14 protein-coding genes are annotated in these 16,794 nt (G+C 60.2%); 3 read left to right on the top strand and 11 right to left on the bottom strand.

Features of this window, described 5'->3' with window-relative positions; genetic code table 11:
• Positions 1–10 precede the first annotated feature (10 nt).
• Positions 11–532: a DUF4142 domain-containing protein gene (locus IMW75_RS13260; RefSeq protein WP_205892857.1), complete on the bottom strand. Its 522-nt coding sequence runs from the start codon at positions 530–532 to the stop codon at positions 11–13.
• A gap of 206 nt (positions 533–738) precedes the next feature.
• On the opposite strand from IMW75_RS13260, the gene IMW75_RS13255 reads away from it, so the two are divergent.
• A complete protein-coding gene (locus IMW75_RS13255; protein WP_045057592.1) occupies positions 739–978 on the top strand; it encodes a DUF465 domain-containing protein in 240 nt (79 codons plus the stop codon).
• A 49-nt stretch (positions 979–1,027) separates the two neighbouring features.
• On the opposite strand, the gene IMW75_RS13250 is transcribed toward IMW75_RS13255, so the two are convergent.
• The 6 genes from IMW75_RS13250 to IMW75_RS13225 form a co-directional block, all read right to left on the bottom strand.
• Complete coding sequence (locus tag IMW75_RS13250; RefSeq protein ID WP_205892856.1) at positions 1,028–2,116, bottom strand: SMP-30/gluconolactonase/LRE family protein; 1,089 nt, start codon at positions 2,114–2,116, stop codon at positions 1,028–1,030.
• Positions 2,113–3,258: an SRPBCC family protein gene (locus IMW75_RS13245; RefSeq protein ID WP_205892855.1), complete on the bottom strand. Its 1,146-nt coding sequence runs from the start codon at positions 3,256–3,258 to the stop codon at positions 2,113–2,115. Before IMW75_RS13245 ends, IMW75_RS13250 begins: the two co-directional genes overlap by 4 nt.
• A 105-nt stretch (positions 3,259–3,363) precedes the next feature.
• Positions 3,364–4,227, bottom strand: a complete 864-nt coding sequence (locus IMW75_RS13240) for a LysR family transcriptional regulator (protein ID WP_205892854.1) — start codon at positions 4,225–4,227, stop codon at positions 3,364–3,366.
• Positions 4,228–4,327: 100 nt separating this feature from the next.
• Positions 4,328–6,175: an amidohydrolase gene (locus IMW75_RS13235; RefSeq protein ID WP_205892873.1), complete on the bottom strand. Its 1,848-nt coding sequence runs from the start codon at positions 6,173–6,175 to the stop codon at positions 4,328–4,330.
• A 303-nt stretch (positions 6,176–6,478) separates the two neighbouring features.
• The gene (locus IMW75_RS13230) at positions 6,479–6,793 is read right to left on the bottom strand and encodes an SCP2 sterol-binding domain-containing protein (RefSeq protein ID WP_008154977.1); all 315 of its coding nucleotides are present in this window, start codon (positions 6,791–6,793) and stop codon (positions 6,479–6,481) included.
• A 64-nt stretch (positions 6,794–6,857) separates the two neighbouring features.
• Positions 6,858–7,568, bottom strand: coding sequence for a histidine phosphatase family protein (locus tag IMW75_RS13225; protein WP_205892853.1), 711 nt, complete (start codon positions 7,566–7,568; stop codon positions 6,858–6,860).
• Between the two features lie 207 nt (positions 7,569–7,775).
• On the opposite strand from IMW75_RS13225, the gene sohB reads away from it, so the two are divergent.
• Positions 7,776–8,798 carry a protease SohB gene (gene sohB / locus IMW75_RS13220; RefSeq protein ID WP_045057587.1) on the top strand — a complete coding sequence of 341 codons (1,023 nt, stop codon included), beginning with the start codon at positions 7,776–7,778 and terminating at the stop codon, positions 8,796–8,798.
• 96 nt (positions 8,799–8,894) lie between these two features.
• Here sohB and IMW75_RS13215 read toward each other — a convergent pair whose 3' ends face one another.
• Positions 8,895–9,389 (bottom strand): DUF934 domain-containing protein, encoded by a 495-nt coding sequence (locus tag IMW75_RS13215; protein WP_045057586.1) that lies wholly within the window; start codon positions 9,387–9,389, stop codon positions 8,895–8,897.
• A complete protein-coding gene (locus tag IMW75_RS13210) occupies positions 9,373–11,031 on the bottom strand; it encodes a nitrite/sulfite reductase (RefSeq protein ID WP_122840645.1) in 1,659 nt (552 codons plus the stop codon). Before IMW75_RS13210 ends, IMW75_RS13215 begins: the two co-directional genes overlap by 17 nt.
• Before the next feature lie 520 nt (positions 11,032–11,551).
• Between IMW75_RS13210 and IMW75_RS13205 the strand changes: the two genes are divergently transcribed.
• Complete coding sequence (locus IMW75_RS13205; protein WP_205892852.1) at positions 11,552–12,625, top strand: ABC transporter substrate-binding protein; 1,074 nt, start codon at positions 11,552–11,554, stop codon at positions 12,623–12,625.
• An 8-nt stretch (positions 12,626–12,633) separates the two neighbouring features.
• Here the strand turns inward: IMW75_RS13205 and IMW75_RS13200 are convergent, their stop codons facing one another.
• The gene (locus IMW75_RS13200) at positions 12,634–12,852 is read right to left on the bottom strand and encodes a DUF2970 domain-containing protein (RefSeq protein WP_045057583.1); all 219 of its coding nucleotides are present in this window, start codon (positions 12,850–12,852) and stop codon (positions 12,634–12,636) included.
• Positions 12,853–13,044: 192 nt separating this feature from the next.
• Entirely contained in the window at positions 13,045–16,755 is a 3,711-nt protein-coding gene (gene metH / locus IMW75_RS13195) for a methionine synthase (protein WP_205892851.1), read from the bottom strand.
• Between the last annotated feature and the right edge of the window lie 39 nt (positions 16,756–16,794).

Raw genomic sequence — 16,794 nt, 5'->3', positions numbered from 1 at the left:
TTGGAGCGCCTTACTTGTCTGGATGCGCAGCTTGCAGTTTTTTCGCCTCTGCCAAGTGTTTTTCCAGCGCTGGCAGCATTTTTTGCGCGAACGCCTTGAGCTCGGTGGCGCCTTTTAATTTGTCGTCGGTCACGGTATTGGCTTCTTTCTTGAACAACTCGATGGTTTCCTCGTGTGCCTTGACCTGATTGTTGGCGTAGGCGGCGTCGAAGGACTCATCACGCACTTCCAGGATCTTTTCCTTGGCCTGCTTCACCAAGGTCGTGGTGTCCGGCACTTCGATGTCGTTCTTGCGCGCCAGCGCTGCAAGTTCATCGTTGGCTTTGGAATGATCAGTGATCATCATGTTGGCAAACGCCTTGATATCGGCCGATGAGCTCTTTTCCAGGGCCAGTCGGCTGGTCTCGATTTCGGCGATCCCGCCAGCGGCGGCATTGTCGACGAAATCGTTGGAAGTGGCGGCAAACGCTGTGCCCATACCGGTGCTCAAGGCTACGGCCAGGGCGACGTTACGCAAGGTGAATCCGTCCATTGATCATTCTCCACACAGTTTTTATGAGCGATCCGTTGATCGTTAGTAAATGGAGGGGGATGAATGGCCAAAGGTTTGATCGCGTTTGCGCCAGGACGACGAACGGACACTCCCGGTATCGACAGAACCTGCCAACCAAGGCCATTCTGGCAATTGGTGAACGCAATTGATCGCGTTCACCGCCGATCAACAAACGGAGGTGTTCCATGCCGGTGACCCACGATCTGTATCAGGACCTGAAACTGTCAAAGGAAGAGATCCAGCAAAAACGCACCAAGGATCCATTACTGGATTCACTGATCAACAAGTATTCGCAGGCCGATGCGGAGGTGGTGAAGGCAGAGACCGCCCAGTCGGATGCGCCCAGTGATGATGCGCTGAAGAAGCTCAAGGAGAAGCGCTTGCAGGTCAAGGACAAGATCGTCCAGCAACTCCAGGCCAGGTAACTAACCTGACAGCAGGAGCCTGCACCTGGCCGGCTCCTGCATAGTCCGATTATTGGAGCGCCTTCGCCAGGGGCAACCGCACCATGTGATTAGCCTTCAGCGACCCAAAATACAACCACTCGCCATACTCGCGCACGGTGGTGATGGGCGAATAATTGTCGCGACTCCCGTCTTGTAGATTGGCAATCACCTGTCCTTGCAAATCCATGCCCAGCGCAAACCCACGCTTTTCCACCGGCTTGGGCAGCACGCTCATGGCCCGGGCGATCATTTTGCGCACGAAGGGGTGCGGCGCCGAGGCATCCAGCAGGGCGTTGCGCGGGGCGTAGAGCGCCACCCAGAAACGGTTCTCGCCGTTGAACGACAGGTTGTCTGGCATACCTGGCAGGTTGTCGATAAACACATCATGAGTGCCGGCTTTCGGACCGCTCAACCAATAGCGGCTGATGCGATAGGCGCCGGTTTCGTTGACCAGCACAAAGCTGTCGTCCGGGCCCAGTGTGACGCCGTTGGCGAACTCCAGCTTGTCCAGCAGCACGGCTGTCTTGCCGGTCTGGAAGTCGTAGCGTAGCAAGCGCCCGTCACCGCCATGCTCGATGATGGCATCACCATCGCTGCCATAGCCGAACCGGCTGGAAGCGTCACTGAAATAGGCGTAGTGCCCGGACTTGTCGATGGCCACGTCGTCGGTAAAACCCAAGGGCACTCCCTTGGCCTCTTTGACCAATGGAATCAGGCGGCCCTGGGCATCCAGGGATAACAAGCCCTTGACCCCGTCGGCAATCACCAGCAAGCCGTTGGGATGTCGCGCCAGGCCCAACGGTCGGCCTCCGGTGTCGGCCAGGACCTGGGTGGTCTTGCCGTCGAGGCTGGTACGGATCAACCGACCGTCGTGCAGCCCGGTGATCAGCGCATTGTCTTCGAGCAGCAATGCCTCCGGGCCTTCGAGGTTGCCGGCGCCCACTTGCTCGACGTCGTTGAGGCGCTGATTGTCTACGTAGACGCCACTGGTGAGCGAAGGCGCCGGTGGCGGGTTCCAGGCCACCGGTCGGACCTTGGTGGGCATCAACAACAGGAACGCCGCAATAGCCACCAGCACCAGCAATACGACATGACGAAACCTTATGGATCGACTCACGCAGTGGCTCCTGTGGGGGCCAGGTGCTGTTGCGCCATTGCGCGCAAGGCCAGCATGGATTGCGCAGACTCGCGGTCAATGCGGTGCTTGAGCAGAAGGTGATTGGCCAGGCGCATCGCCAGGCTCTCGAACTGATAGTCCAGGGTGCGGATAAACCGTGTGCCATTGCCCTGGGCCGCGCACTCATAGGTCAGCACCAGCGACAGGCCGTTATCGCCCTGGGCGCGGGCAATCCAGCGCCGTCCCGGCAAGTATTCCTCGACCACCCAGCTCAGGTGACCTTCACGGCCTCCGGCGCGAATGTCTTCTTCGAAGCGTGACCCTGCATGCAGCGGGCCGGCCTGTCCGTCGACTGTCAGGGACGACGGGTGCCACTCCGGCCAGCGGGTTGCGGCGCTGGCGTAGGCGAGCACCTCAATCGGGTTTGCGGCGATGTCGACTTGATGCTGCATGCGGGTCATGGGCCTACTCGTCGGGGGTGTGGTGAGGTGTTCCGGTTCCCAGTAGAGGGTGCCGAACAGGTAATCCATCAAGGGCAAGACAATGTTGAAATTGCGTTCCTGCATCAGTTCGCGGCGGTGATGCAATTCGTGCAGGCGACGCATCTGGCGGATCCACGGCAGCCGGGTCAGACGGTTGCTCGGCGGCAAGTGTTCGCAGGCATGGAACACTTCATAGGTGAGGTAACCAAGCACCAGGCAGCCACCGAACAAACCGGCAACGTTGGTATTGATCAGCGACAGCAGCCACCACAGGGGCAAGGTAATCACCAGGGTGTGCAGCACGATCAACCACGCCGGAAACAGGATCACCCGCCAATCCCGGGCGCTGTCATAGCTCATGTGCCCGGAGTTGAAGAAACTGTGGTGATCGCCGGCGTGTCGGGCGTAGAACATTCGCGCAAAGCTTTTTTTGTGGTGCCCGAGGTGACGGTGCACCAGGTAGACGCCGGCGTTGATCAGCAGCAGGGTCAGCGGCACGGCCAGCCATTCCCCTGGCTGGACCTGTTGCACAGTACTCCAGAATGCGCCACAGGCCAGCAGTCCGAATACCAGTACAAAAACGCCGTGCAGCCAGGGGTTGTAGCGCGGGTGCACGGCAGCGCGGTAGCGGCTGCGGAATAGATCGGTGGTCTGCCTCACTGCATTCACCCCGGATGATGGTCACCCCAGCAGATTAGCCGATTCCAGGCGTCTGCCCGGATTGATCTCGACGGCACAAATGCCATGCTCCGGTGCAGCGCGTGCTCAGATCAGCGGGTCCCAGCGCTGTGACCAGTCACCATCGCGCTTGATGACTTCGCGTAGCAGATTGAATGCCTGCTGCAGCGTCGCCGAATCGCGGTCGCGGGAGTAGACCAGATAGGTCGGGTAGTTGAACTCCGGGGCCTTGGGCACTATTTCCATGACGCCACTTTCCAGGTAGCTCTGGACCACTCGAGTGCGGAAATAGCCGCTGCCACCGTGTTCGAGAATGTATTGCAAGCCGAGCGGGCCGAGGTTGAAGCTCAGCGCCGCCCGGGCATTTTCTGGCAGCGCCGCATCGTGCTGGCGGCGGAAGTCCGGACCCCAATCGATATAGACGTAAGGGTCGGGTTTGGCCACCAGGCGAACCCGAATCAGCTTTTCTTCCAGTACCTGCTCAACTTGCAGGCGCGGCCAGTACTCGGGGTGATACACCAGAGCTGCGTCCAGTAGCCCGAGCTCCAGTTGGCGCAACAAATGTTCGCCATCGCGGACTTCCATGCGCAGCGCATGGCCGGGAATCTTCTCCCGCAGTTCGCCGGCCCAGCCGAGCATCAGCGGGTTACACAGGCTGACTTCGCCACCAATGTGCAGGACATTGTGATAACCCTCGGGCAGCGGCAAATCCCGGCGCGCCGCTTCCCAGGTTTGCACCAGCTGGTTGGCGTACACCACAAAGGCCTCGCCGTTGGGCGTCAGGCGGGCGCCGGCGCGATTGCGCACAAACAGCGTACTGCCGAGCTGGCTTTCGAGTTTTTGTACCCGTGCAGTGATGGCGGTCTGGGTAACATGCAGCTTCTGCGCTGCGGCGGCGAGGCTGCCGTGACGAACAATTTCGAGGAAGGTGCGGGCGAGATCGATGTCCATGGGGCGGCCGGTGCGGGAGGTTCAGGCATTGTAGCAACTGTGTTCTCAAGCCAGGCGCCCCCAGTGCACGTCACACATGCACGGGGACCTGGAACGTCGCTTAGAATGCAAAACACGAACACCCGAACGCTCCCCAGAAGCCCTGGAAATCACTGACCGGAGCCGAGGACAGCCGCGCCCGCTCATGGCTGTGGGCGTGCACCGCGCAGGCGCCCACACATTGATGAACCTGTGCGGTTAGCGGCGCCAGGGGTTTCCAGTGGCCGGGCACTGTGACCACCGGGGACCATTCAGGCACCACTGGCACTGGCGGGGGGCCGAGTTTGCCGAACTCGGCAGTGCCGTACACGATTTTGCCATCGACAATCGTCAACACCGATTCGATCCATTTGACCGCCTCGTCTTCGATGTGGAAATAGTCGGCTGAAAGGGCGATAAGGTCCGCCAGTTGTCCCACCTTGATCTGACCTTTCTTGCCTTGTTCGGAAGAAAACCAGGCGCTGCCATGGGTGAACAGTTCCAGCGCGGTGTCGCGGCTCAGGCCCTGGGGATACAGCTCCAGCCCCCCGACGGTGCGACCGCTGACGAGCCAGTAGAGCGAAGTCCAGGGGTTATAGCTCGACACCCGCGTGGCATCAGTGCCGGCCCCGACGGGCAGGCCTTCGGCGAGCATGCGTGCGATGGGCGGGGTGTGTTCGGCCGCCTTGGCGCCGTAGCGCTCGACAAAATACTCACCCTGGAACGCCATGCGATCCTGAATCGCTATACCGCCGCCGAGCGCTTTGACCCGTTCGATATTCTGCGGGGTAATGGTTTCGGCATGATCGAAAAACCAGGGCAGCCCATCGAAAGGGATATCGCGATTGACCTTCTCGAACACATCGAGCATGCGGCTGATGGATTCGTTGTAGGTGGCATGCAGGCGGAATGGCCAGCGTTGTTCCACCAGGTGCCGAACCACTGGCTCAAGTTCCTGTTCCATGGTTTGCGGCAGGTCGGGACGAGGCTCGAGGAAGTCCTCGAAGTCGGCTGCGGAAAACACCAGCATCTCGCCGGCGCCGTTATGCCGTAGAAAGTCATCGCCCTGGCCGTAGCGAGAGGTGCTCGTCCAGTTCTTGAAATCGGCAAGCTCTTCCTTCGGCTTCTGTGTGAACAGGTTGTAGGCGATGCGGACCGTGAGTTGCTTGTCCCGAGCCAACTGCTGGATGACCTGGTAATCATCAGGATAATTCTGGTAGCCGCCACCGGCATCGATGGCGCTGGTAACGCCCAGGCGATTAAGTTCGCGCATGAACTGGCGGGTCGAGTTGACCTGGTATTCCAGCGGGAGCTTGGGCCCCTTCGCCAGGGTCGAGTAGAGGATCATCGCGTTGGGTCGAGCAATCAACATTCCGGTTGGATCGCCATTGGCGTCGCGCTGGATCTCGCCACCGGGAGGGTTGGGCGTGTTCCGGGTGTATCCGACGACCTTCAACGCTGCGCGGTTGAGAAGGGCGCGGTCGTAAAGGTGCAGGACAAACACCGGGGTATCCGGGGCGGCCTTGTTCAGTTCGTCAATGCTGGGCAGGCGTTTCTCGGCGAACTGGAACTCATTCCAGCCACCGACCACACGTACCCATTGTGGCGTTGGCGTGCGATCGGCCTGGTCCTTGAGCATGCGCAAGGCATCGACCAGGGACGGGACGCCTTCCCAGCGCAGTTCGAGGTTGTAGTTCAAACCGCCGCGAATCAGGTGCAGGTGCGAGTCATTGAGGCCGGGGATGACGGTGCGTCCGTGCAGGTCGACGATTTGCGTACCGGGACCTTGCAACGCCATGGCCTGAGCATCGCTGCCAACCACTACGAAACGCCCGTCCTTGATCGCCACGGCACTGGCCTGGGGCTTCTTGCGATCGACTGTGTGCAGGCGTCCATTGTACAAGATGAGGTCGGCGGGGGCGTCGGGCATGGTTTTACTCCCTGCAAACAGCGGGCTGATCCAGGCACCGACGGCACCTGCCGAAAGGCCTTGCAGTACACGGCGGCGGTTAAATCCGTCGTGGTCGTCAGGTGGGCTCATGGCAGTGCTCTCCACAGGACTGGGTTCATCGCAAGTTAGCGTTGGCAGCCAGATTCTGAAGCAGGCGGCCAGAAGGAATATAGCCGGCAAATCCACGCACGGCCTTTTACCGGGGCGAAAAACGACAAATCCCGCCTTGAAGGGCGGGATTCGTTTGCAGCCAGCGCGGCCCCGAAGTTCGGGGCCCATCGCTTAGGCCGGGAACAGCTCGGACAGTTTCATCGCCAGCATCATGTCGCCTTCAGCGCGCAATTTGCCGCCCATGAACGCTTGCATGCCGTCGGTTTCGCCGCTGACGATGCCTTCCAGGGTTTCGCCGTCCATCACCAGGGTCACCTGGGCGTCCGGGTTTTCGCCTTCCTGCAGCTCGCAGGTGCTGTCCTTGACGATCAGCGAGAAGTTCTTGGTGTCGTCGATGCGAAAACCGAAGACCAGGTCCAGACCGGCAGCAGCGGCTGGGTTGAACTTGGCTTTCATTGCTTGTACGGCGTCAGCTACGGAGGTCATGGTTTGATCCTTTCTTGGGTAATTAGAGCTGGGTGATTACAGCCAGGGTCACAATAGTCCGGACTCAGCGAAATGTGATGAGTTCCGGGGCCTTCAGCAGTTGCAGGTGCGCATGGCTGTTGAAGGAAGCCAGTACCACCTCGCGCCCACGAAACTTCAGGTGGTTGAGCGAGGTGTTGACGATTTGCCAGTTCAGTTCAAAAGCCTGCCGGGCAGGCATTTGGGTGATCAGGTGGAGCAGGGCAGTGATGGTCCCGCCGGAGGTGAACACGGCGATTTTCTGGGTGTTGTCGGCGCTTTCGAGGATGCGGTGCAGGCCGGCGCGGACGCGCTCGACAAATCCCAGCCAGCTTTCCAGGCCCGGCGTGTCATAGGTGCCGGCGAGCCAGCGCTCGATGATCAGCGCGAAGATGCGCTGGAACTCGCCGCGGTTCTGCGCGGCGTTGCGCAGGATGTGCAGGGCTTGGGGTTCTTGCGGCAGCATTTCAGGCAGCAATGCGCGGATGACCGCATCGGCGTCGAATTCGTTGAACGCCGCATCGGTTTCCAGAATCGGCACGGGCAGCCCGAAGGCGGCGAACTGGTCGAGGGCGCCGGTGGCAGTATCCTGTTGCCGGCGCAGGTCGCCTGCCAGGCAGCGATCGAAGCTGATACCCAGTTCGGCCAGGTGCTGGCCGAGGATTTGCGCCTGGCGCACGCCGGTCGGCGACAGGACGTCGTAATCGTCTGCACCAAAGGAGGCTTGGCCATGTCGAATCAGATAGATGCTGCCCACGTCCGCTTCATCCCGGTACGTTGAAGGTCTGGCGAGGTTATGGGGGATGACGGTGTGCTGTCAATGAAAAAACATACGCTTGTTTGAAATGCTCGTTCCAGGCCTGTTACCACAGGTTTCGCGGCTGGCCGACAGGCCGGCGCATGGGTATGCTGGTAACCACCCCGCGTGCGTTTTCATGCCGCGCTTAGTAATGAAGGAGTTGCTGTGGAGTTTTTTGCAGAGTACGCCAGTTTCCTGGCCAAGACCGTGACACTGGTGGTCGCCATTCTGGTGGTCATGGCCAGTTTTGCGGCATTGCGCAGCAAGGGTCGCCGCAAATCCGCCGGCCAGTTGCAGGTCAGCAAGCTGAATGATTTCTACAAGGGCCTGCGCGAACGCCTGGAGCACACCTTGCTCGACAAGGACCAGCTCAAGGCCCTGCGCAAGTCCCAGGCCAAGACCGAGAAAAAGCAAAAGAACAAGCCCGAGGCCAAGCCACGGGTTTTCGTGCTGGATTTCGATGGCGACATCAAGGCCTCCGCCACTGAAAGCCTGCGCCATGAGATCACCGCATTGCTGACCCTGGCGACCCCCAAGGATGAAGTGGTGCTGCGCCTGGAAAGCGGCGGGGGCATGGTGCACAGCTACGGCCTGGCGTCGTCGCAACTGGCGCGCATCCGTGATGCGGGCGTGCCCTTGACCGTGTGCATCGACAAGGTGGCGGCGAGCGGCGGCTACATGATGGCGTGCATTGGCGAGAAGATCATCAGCGCACCCTTTGCCATCCTCGGTTCCATCGGGGTGGTTGCGCAACTGCCCAACGTCAACCGCCTGCTGAAGAAACATGACATCGATTTCGAGGTGCTGACTGCCGGGGAATACAAGCGCACCTTGACCGTGTTCGGCGAAAACACCGAGAAGGGCCGGGAAAAATTCCAGGAAGACCTAGACATCACCCATCAGCTGTTCAAGAACTTCGTCTCGCGTTACCGCCCACAACTGGCCATCGATGAGGTCGCCACCGGCGAAATCTGGCTGGGCATGGCTGCGCTGGACCTGCAACTGGTCGACGAACTCAAGACCAGCGACGAGTACCTGGCAGAACGGGCGAAGAAATCCGAGCTGTACCACCTGCACTATGCCGAACGTAAAAGCTTGCAGGAACGCATCGGCATGGCGGCCAGCGGTTCAGTCGACCGGGTACTGCTGACCTGGTGGAGCCGGTTGACTCAACAACGCTTCTGGTAAGTAACCCTGTCGCCACTGAGCCCTTTCACTTGTTGAAGGTGAAAGGGCTCAGTCTTAATGAGGCATGGTCCCGGGCGGGGTCATGCCTTTGCAGCATCAGCGACGACGGAACAGCGGCAGCGGTTCGTCAGTGGCGGCCTGATAGGTCACCGAGAAATCCTTGAGGCTTTCCAGCGCTTCGTACGGGTCTTTGTCAGCGCGCAATGCGAAGGCATCGAAGCCGCAGCGACGCAGATAGAACAGCTGGTCGCGCAGCACATCGCCGATTGCCCGCAACTCGCCTTTGAAGCCGTAGCGGTCACGCAGCAGGCGGGCGTTGGAGTAGTTGCGACCATCGGTGAAGGCGGGAAAGTTCAGGGCGATGACCTGGAACTGGTCCACGTCGTCACCGATTTCTTCCGCTTCTTCATCCGCATCCAGCCACACGCCAAGGCCGCCATCGCGGGCCTTGAGCATGCGGCTGTGTTCACGCCACAGCTGCAGCGGGACGATCAGGTCGTCGCAGTTGCTGATCTCGTCGATGTTGAAGTCCTTGGGCAGCAGGTGCCAGGTTTCGTCGACGACTTCGTTGTTCTTAATGATTCGCTGCATAGACGCGCTCCTTGAAGAGGTCGATGCCGATACGCTGGTAAGTGTCGATGAAGCGCTCGTCTTCGGTACGTTGTTCGACGTACACGTTGATCAGCTTCTCGATCACATCAGGCATGGCTTCCTGGGCGAAGGACGGGCCGAGGATCTTGCCCAGGCTCGCATCGCGACTGGCGCTGCCACCCAGGGAGACCTGGTAAAACTCTTCGCCTTTCTTGTCCACCCCGAGAATGCCGATGTGGCCGACGTGGTGGTGACCGCAGGCGTTCATGCAACCGGAAATGTTCAGGTCCAGTTCGCCGATGTCGAACAGGTAGTCCAGGTTATCGAAACGACGCTGGATCGATTCGGCAATCGGGATCGACTTTGCGTTGGCCAGGGAGCAGAAATCACCGCCCGGGCAGCAGATGATGTCGGTCAGCAGGCCGATGTTCGGCGTGGCGAACCCTTGCTCGCGCAGTTCACCCCACAGGGTAAACAGTTGGCTCTGCTCGACGTCCGCCAGAATGATGTTCTGTTCATGGGATGTGCGCAGTTGACCGAACGAGTAACGCTCGGCCAAATCAGCCACGGCATCCAGCTGTTTGTCGGTGATGTCCCCCGGCGCCACGCCGGTAGGTTTCAGCGATAATGTCACGGCAACGTAACCCGGCTTCTTGTGCGCCAGGGTGTTGCGCGTGCGCCAGCGTGCGAAGCCCGGGTGCTGCTGGTCAAGCTCGGCCAAGGCCGCGCTCTGGTTGTCCAGCGCCTGGTACTCGGGGTCCACGAAGTGTTTGGCCACCCGATGCACTTCGGCTTCGGTCAGCGTGGTCTGGCCACCGCGCAGGTGCTCCATTTCCGCGTCGACTTTCTGGGCGAAGACTTCGGGGGTCAGCGCCTTGACCAGGATCTTGATCCGCGCCTTGTATTTGTTGTCACGACGGCCATAGCGGTTGTAGACACGCAGGATGGCGTCGAGATAGCTCAACAGGTCCTGCCACGGCAGGAATTCGTTGATGAAAGCGCCCACCACCGGGGTACGGCCCAGGCCGCCACCCACCAGCACGCGGAAACCCAGCTCGCCGGCCGCGTTGTGCACTGGCTCAAGGCCAATATCATGCACTTCAATGGCGGCACGGTCGGAGGTCGAACCGTTGATCGCGATCTTGAACTTGCGCGGCAGGTAGGCGAACTCAGGGTGGAAGGTGGTCCACTGGCGAACAATCTCGCACCATGGGCGCGGATCAATCAGCTCATCGAACGCGACACCGGCGAACTGGTCGGTGGTGACATTGCGCAGGCAGTTGCCGCTGGTCTGGATCGCGTGCATCTGCACGGTGGCCAGCTCTGCCAGGATATCCGGGATGTCTTCCAGCGCCGGCCAGTTGAACTGTACGTTCTGCCGGGTGCTGATGTGGGCATAGCCCTTGTCATAGTCACGGGCGATCTTGGCCATCATTCGCGTTTGGCGCGAAGTCAGTTGGCCGTAAGGCACCGCGACCCGCAACATCGGCGCGAAACGCTGGATGTAAAGGCCATTTTGCAGGCGCAGGGGGCGGAATTCTTCTTCGCTCAGCTCGCCTGCCAGATAGCGTCGGGTCTGATCACGGAACTGCTTGACGCGGTCCTCGATGATCCGCTGATCGTACTCGTCGTATACGTACATATAAGTCCTGTTCTCAGGCTTGGGCCGGTCGGTTCCAGCTGCATGTGGGGCTTGCTGAAGTCCGATACTGCCTCGGCAATTCTGCGCGCACGGCCGCGCACTCCCAACGGAGCCGGGGCAAGATACCAGTTTGTAGTTATGCGCAAAAGTGATGTTTGAGTATATGTAAAGAACCAAAACGACTAACGAGAATCGTTGTTAGCAAACCCGCGTTTGTGGTGTGGGCAATCATCGTCTTAACTGTGAGCGAGTCTTCGTGCAATCACCGATAAAACCGACAAGAGGCGATGCAATGAGCAACCCTACCAAAGCTTCAAAACCCGACAGTACGGTTGATGCCTGGGCGATTTTGTTCCTGATCATCCTGGTCGTGGGCACTGCCGTGTTCTGGGTCAGTCATCAATAAACCGCCTCGTCCGGGCCTGATTCCGACGATTGTCGGACAAAACATGCGGTAAAGACCGATTTTCCGGGCTTCGCTGGCTATAATGCGCGGCGATTTTCGGGGCCCGGACGACCAATGCTCAAGTACTGCTTCACTCTATTGCTGGCACTCAGCGCTGCCTGGGGCTCAGCCGCGCGCGCCGAGTCGGTGCTGTTCCTCAGTCCCGGTGGCACCAACGAAACCTTCTGGGTGACCTACGCACAGTTCATGCGAGCGGCGGCGGATGACTTGGGCATCGACCTGCAGGTGCGCTATAGCGAACGCATGCCGGAATTGACCGTGGTGCAAGCCCGTGAGGCATTGCAGGGGCCCCAGCGTCCGGATTACCTGATCTTCGTCAACGAGCAATACGTTGCTCCGCAAATCATGCGCCTGGCCCAGGGTAGCGGCGTCAAGCTGTTCATGGTCAACGCGTCCCTGACCGACAATCAGAAAAGCCTGCTGGGCGAGCGTCCGGACTTGCTGGGTAGCCTGGTGCCCAACGATGAGGAGGGCGGCTACCTGATGCTCAAGGAGTTGATCCGCCAGCATCCGCCCGCCGCACCCGGCCAGGTGATCGATTTACTGGCCTTTTCCGGCTTGAAAATTACGCCCTCTGCCCATTTACGCGAGCAAGGCATGTATCGCGCCCTGGCCGAACATCCGCAGGTACGCTTGCGCCAGTTGGTGTACAGCGGGTGGACCCGGCAGCGGGCGTACGAGCAAGCCCGAATGTTGTTCCAGCGCTACCCCAAAGTGAGCCTGGTGTGGTCAGCCAATGACGAAATGGCATTCGGCGCGATGCAGGCGTATTCGGAGACCGGCGGGGTCCCCGGCAAGGACGCACTGTTCAGCGCGGTCAATACCTCGCCTTCGGCGTTGCAAGCCAAGGTTGACGGACGCCTGAGCGTGTTGATGGGCGGGCACTTTACCCTTGGGGGTTGGGCGCTGGTGCAGTTGCATGACCATGAGCTCGGTGTAGACCTGAACCGGCAAGGTGGACGGGACCAGATGCTTGCCCTGTTGCAAGTGGTCGATCAGGCACAGGCCCGGCGTCTGCTGGCCATGCAGACGTCGACCGATTACCGGGTGAACTTCCGCCGCCTGTCGGCAAAAGGCCGCCCGGCGGCTTACCGGTACCCCTTCAGCATGCACACCCTGATGCACTGACAGCGATCTCAGATGCCGGCCAGATGCAGCACCAGCTTGACGATGGCAAACAACGTCAAGGCAAACACCGCCGTGAACAGGATGCCCAGGATGACAAAATGACTGGGCTTGCCATGGGTGAAGTCGCGTGCCCGATTCTTCCCGCTTTGAACCCCGAACGCCGCAGCCATGACGCTGTGTAGCATCTGCCAGAAGCTCGGCGGTTTGTTGTCGACCGGATCGTCCATAAATCCCTCTTCACCTGTGTGAGAAAGGTAAGCATAGACAAAGCAGAACAGATCGCAGCCTGATGACCTGTAGGAGCTGCCGCAGGCTGGGATCTTTTGATCCGGGTTTGAAGATCAAAAGATCGCAGCCTCGTTTCACTTGGCAGCTCCTACGGGCTTGTGCGGGCTGCCGTGGGCTGCGATCTATAGATCTTAGTTGTCATAACCCAGGTTCGGTGCCAGCCAGCGCTCGGTCACGCTGAGCTCCTGGCCTTTGCGTGAGGTGTAACTCTGCACCTGGTCCTTGTCGATCTTGCCCACGGCAAAGTACTGCGCCTGCGGATGGGCGAAGTACCAGCCGCTGACTGCAGCAGCCGGGAACATGGCGTAGTGCTCGGTGAGAAACACGCCGCTGCGGCCGGCCTGCATTTCGCTGGCTTCAGGATCGAGCAGGCTGAACAGCGTGCTTTTCTCGGTGTGATCAGGGCACGCCGGGTAGCCCGGCGCAGGGCGGATGCCGCTGTACTGCTCCTTGATCAGTGCCTCGTTGTCGAGGGTCTCGTCCTTGGCATAACCCCAATAATCCTTGCGCACCTGCTGGTGCAGCCACTCGGCGCAGGCCTCGGCCAGGCGGTCGGCCAGGGCCTTGACCATGATCGAGTTGTAATCGTCGCCGGCGTCCTGGTAAGCCTTGGCCACTTCTTCGGCGCCGATGCCGGCAGTGGTGATGAACCCGCCGACGTAGTCGGTGATCTCACTGTCCTTGGGCGCCACGAAGTCGGCCAGGGAGAAGTTTGGTTTGCCGTCGGTCTTGATGATCTGCTGGCGCAAGTGATGCAGCTTGGCCAACGGCTTGCCGTCATCGCCGTAGACTTCGATGTCGTCGTCGCGCACCTGATTGGCCGGCCAGAAGCCGAACACCGCACGGGCACTGATCAGCTTTTCGTTGATCAGCTTGTCCAGCATCTCCCGGGCATCCGCGTAAAGCGCGGTGGCGGCTTCACCCACGACTTCGTCGGTAAGGATGCGCGGAAACTTGCCAGCCAGGTCCCAGGAAATGAAGAACGGCGTCCAGTCGATGTATTCGGCCAGCACCTTCAAATCGATATTATCCAGCACCCGGGCACCGGTGAACGTCGGCTTGACCGGCGTGTAAGTGCTCCAGTCGAACTGCGGCTTCTTGGCGATCGCGGCCGGGTAGCTAAGGCGTTCAGTGCGGGCGCTGCGATTGGCGGTGCGTTCGCGAACCTCGACGTAGTCCTGGCGAGTCTTCTCGACGAAAGCCGGTTTCAACTCCTTGGACAACAACTGGGTCGCCACGCCCACGGCGCGGGAGGCGTCGGTGACATAAATCACCGCGTCATTGCTGTACTTGGGCTCGATCTTCACCGCCGTGTGTGCCTTGGAGGTAGTGGCGCCACCGATCATCAGCGGCAGGTGGAAATCCTGGCGCTGCATTTCGCGGGCTACGTGGACCATCTCGTCCAGCGACGGGGTGATCAGGCCGGACAGGCCGATGATGTCGCACTTCTGCTCCCTGGCCACCTGGAGGATTTTCTCCGCCGGCACCATGACGCCCAGGTCGACGATGTCATAGCCGTTGCAACCCAGGACCACGCCGACGATGTTCTTGCCGATGTCATGCACATCGCCCTTGACCGTGGCCATCAGGATCTTGCCCTTGGCTTCGGGCTTGTCGCCTTTTTCCAGTTCGATAAACGGAATCAGGTGGGCGACGGCCTGCTTCATCACCCTGGCGGATTTCACCACTTGCGGCAGGAACATCTTGCCGGCGCCGAACAGGTCGCCAACGATGTTCATGCCGGACATCAGCGGCCCTTCGATCACTTCGATCGGGCGGGCGAACGACAGGCGCGACTCTTCGGTGTCCTCGACGATGTGGGTGGTGATGCCCTTGACCAGTGCGTGCTCCAGGCGCTTGTTGACGTCCCAGCCGCGCCACTCTTCGGTCTCGGCTTCCTTGACGCTGCCGTCGCCCTTGTACTTGTCGGCGATGGCGAGGAGGGCGTCGGTGCCTTCCGGGGTACGGTTGAGCACGACGTCTTCCACGGCGTCACGCAGTTCGGCCGGGATCTGGTCATAGATCTCCAGTTGGCCGGCGTTGACGATGCCCATGCTCAGGCCGTTGCGGATCGCATATAACAGAAACACCGAGTGGATGGCTTCGCGCACCGGGTTGTTGCCCCGGAACGAGAACGACACGTTGGACACGCCGCCCGATGTCAGCGCATACGGCAGCTCGTCTCGGATATAGGCGCAGGCGTTGATGAAGTCCACGGCATAGTTGTTGTGTTCTTCGATACCGGTAGCCACGGCGAAGATGTTCGGGTCGAAAATGATGTCTTCCGGCGGGAAGCCGACTTCGTTGACCAGAATGTCGTAGGAGCGCTTGCAGATTTCCTTCTTGCGCGCTTCGGTGTCAGCCTGGCCGGCTTCGTCGAAGGCCATCACGACCACCGCCGCACCATAGCGCTTGCACAGCTTGGCGTGATGCATGAACTGCTCGACGCCTTCTTTCATGCTGATCGAGTTGACGATGCCCTTGCCCTGGATGCATTTCAGGCCGGCCTCGATCACTTCCCATTTCGAGGAGTCGATCATGATCGGGACTCGGGAGATGTCCGGTTCACCGGCAATCAGATTGAGGAAGGTCACCATCGCCTTCTTCGAATCGAGCATCCCTTCGTCCATGTTGATGTCGATCACCTGGGCGCCAGCCTCGACCTGTTGCAGGGCGACTTCCAGGGCTTCGGTGTAGTTGTCTTCACGAATCAGGCGGGCGAACTTTGCCGAGCCGGTGATATTGGTGCGCTCGCCGACGTTGACGAACAGCGAGCTGCGATCAATGGTGAACGGCTCAAGCCCGGAAAGGCGGCACGCCTTGGGAATGTCCGGAATCTGCCGCGGCGCATATCCCGCCACCGCCTTGGCGATGGCTTCGATGTGGCCCGGGGTGGTGCCGCAGCAGCCGCCGACGATGTTGAGAAACCCGCTCTGGGCGAACTCTTCGATGACCTTGGCGGTTTGCGCTGGCAGCTCGTCGTACTCGCCGAACTCGTTGGGTAGCCCGGCGTTCGGGTGCGCCGAGACGTGGGTGCCTGCCTTGTTCGACAGCTCCTCCAGGTACGGGCGCAGCTCGCTGGCACCGAGGGCGCAGTTCAGGCCAACCGATATCGGCTTGGCGTGGGCCACGGAGTTCCAGAAGGCTTCGGTGGTCTGGCCCGACAAGGTTCGGCCAGAGGCGTCGGTAATGGTGCCGGAGATCATGATCGGCAACTCGATGCCCAGCTCCTCGAACACCCCCTGCACGGCAAAGATTGCGGCCTTGGCGTTCAAGGTATCGAAGATGGTTTCGATCAGGATCAGGTCGCTGCCACCCTCGATCAGGCCTTTGGCCGCTTCGGTGTAGTTTTCCACCAGTTCATCGAAGGTCACGTTGCGGTAGCCGGGGTTGTTCACGTCCGGCGACAGCGAGCAGGTGCGACTGGTCGGCCCGATCACGCCAGCGACGAAACGCGGCTTGTCCGGGGTTTCCAGGGTCTTGGCATCAGCCACCTTGCGCGCCAGGCGTGCGCCTTCTACGTTTAACTCGTATGCCAGGCCCTGCATGCCGTAATCGGCCAGGGATACCTGGGTGGCGTTGAAGGTGTTGGTTTCGAGGATGTCGGCGCCGGCATCCAGGTAGGCTTTTTCGATCGAGCCGATCACGTCCGGGCGAGTCAGCACCAGCAGGTCATTGTTACCCTTGACGTCGCTCGGCCAGTCTGCAAAGCGTTTACCCCGGTAATCCTGCTCCTCGAGCTTGTAGCTCTGGATCATGGTGCCCATGCCGCCATCGAGAATCAGGATGCGCTCTTTGAGGGCGTGCTTGAGAGCTTGAAGGCGAACACTGCGATCGGACATGTGGACTACTCGGAAAGACCATTACGAAGGGCCGGGATC

It is taken from the genome of Pseudomonas gregormendelii, from assembly GCF_017114825.1.
GTDB lineage: Bacteria > Pseudomonadota > Gammaproteobacteria > Pseudomonadales > Pseudomonadaceae > Aquipseudomonas > Aquipseudomonas gregormendelii.
This window is presented reverse-complemented; position numbering and strand designations above follow the sequence as displayed.

Coding starts and splice junctions, on each gene's coding strand:
- IMW75_RS13260 (WP_205892857.1), bottom strand. CDS start 532: ATGGACGGATTCACCTTGCGTAACGTCGCCCTGGCCGTAGCCTTGAGC.
- IMW75_RS13255 (WP_045057592.1), top strand. CDS start 739: ATGCCGGTGACCCACGATCTGTATCAGGACCTGAAACTGTCAAAGGAA.
- IMW75_RS13240 (WP_205892854.1), bottom strand. CDS start 4,227: ATGGACATCGATCTCGCCCGCACCTTCCTCGAAATTGTTCGTCACGGC.
- IMW75_RS13235 (WP_205892873.1), bottom strand. CDS start 6,175: ATGCCCGACGCCCCCGCCGACCTCATCTTGTACAATGGACGCCTGCAC.
- IMW75_RS13230 (WP_008154977.1), bottom strand. CDS start 6,793: ATGACCTCCGTAGCTGACGCCGTACAAGCAATGAAAGCCAAGTTCAAC.
- IMW75_RS13215 (WP_045057586.1), bottom strand. CDS start 9,389: ATGCAGCGAATCATTAAGAACAACGAAGTCGTCGACGAAACCTGGCAC.
- IMW75_RS13210 (WP_122840645.1), bottom strand. CDS start 11,031: ATGTACGTATACGACGAGTACGATCAGCGGATCATCGAGGACCGCGTC.
- IMW75_RS13205 (WP_205892852.1), top strand. CDS start 11,552: ATGCTCAAGTACTGCTTCACTCTATTGCTGGCACTCAGCGCTGCCTGG.
- IMW75_RS13200 (WP_045057583.1), bottom strand. CDS start 12,852: ATGGACGATCCGGTCGACAACAAACCGCCGAGCTTCTGGCAGATGCTA.
- metH (WP_205892851.1), bottom strand. CDS start 16,755: ATGTCCGATCGCAGTGTTCGCCTTCAAGCTCTCAAGCACGCCCTCAAA.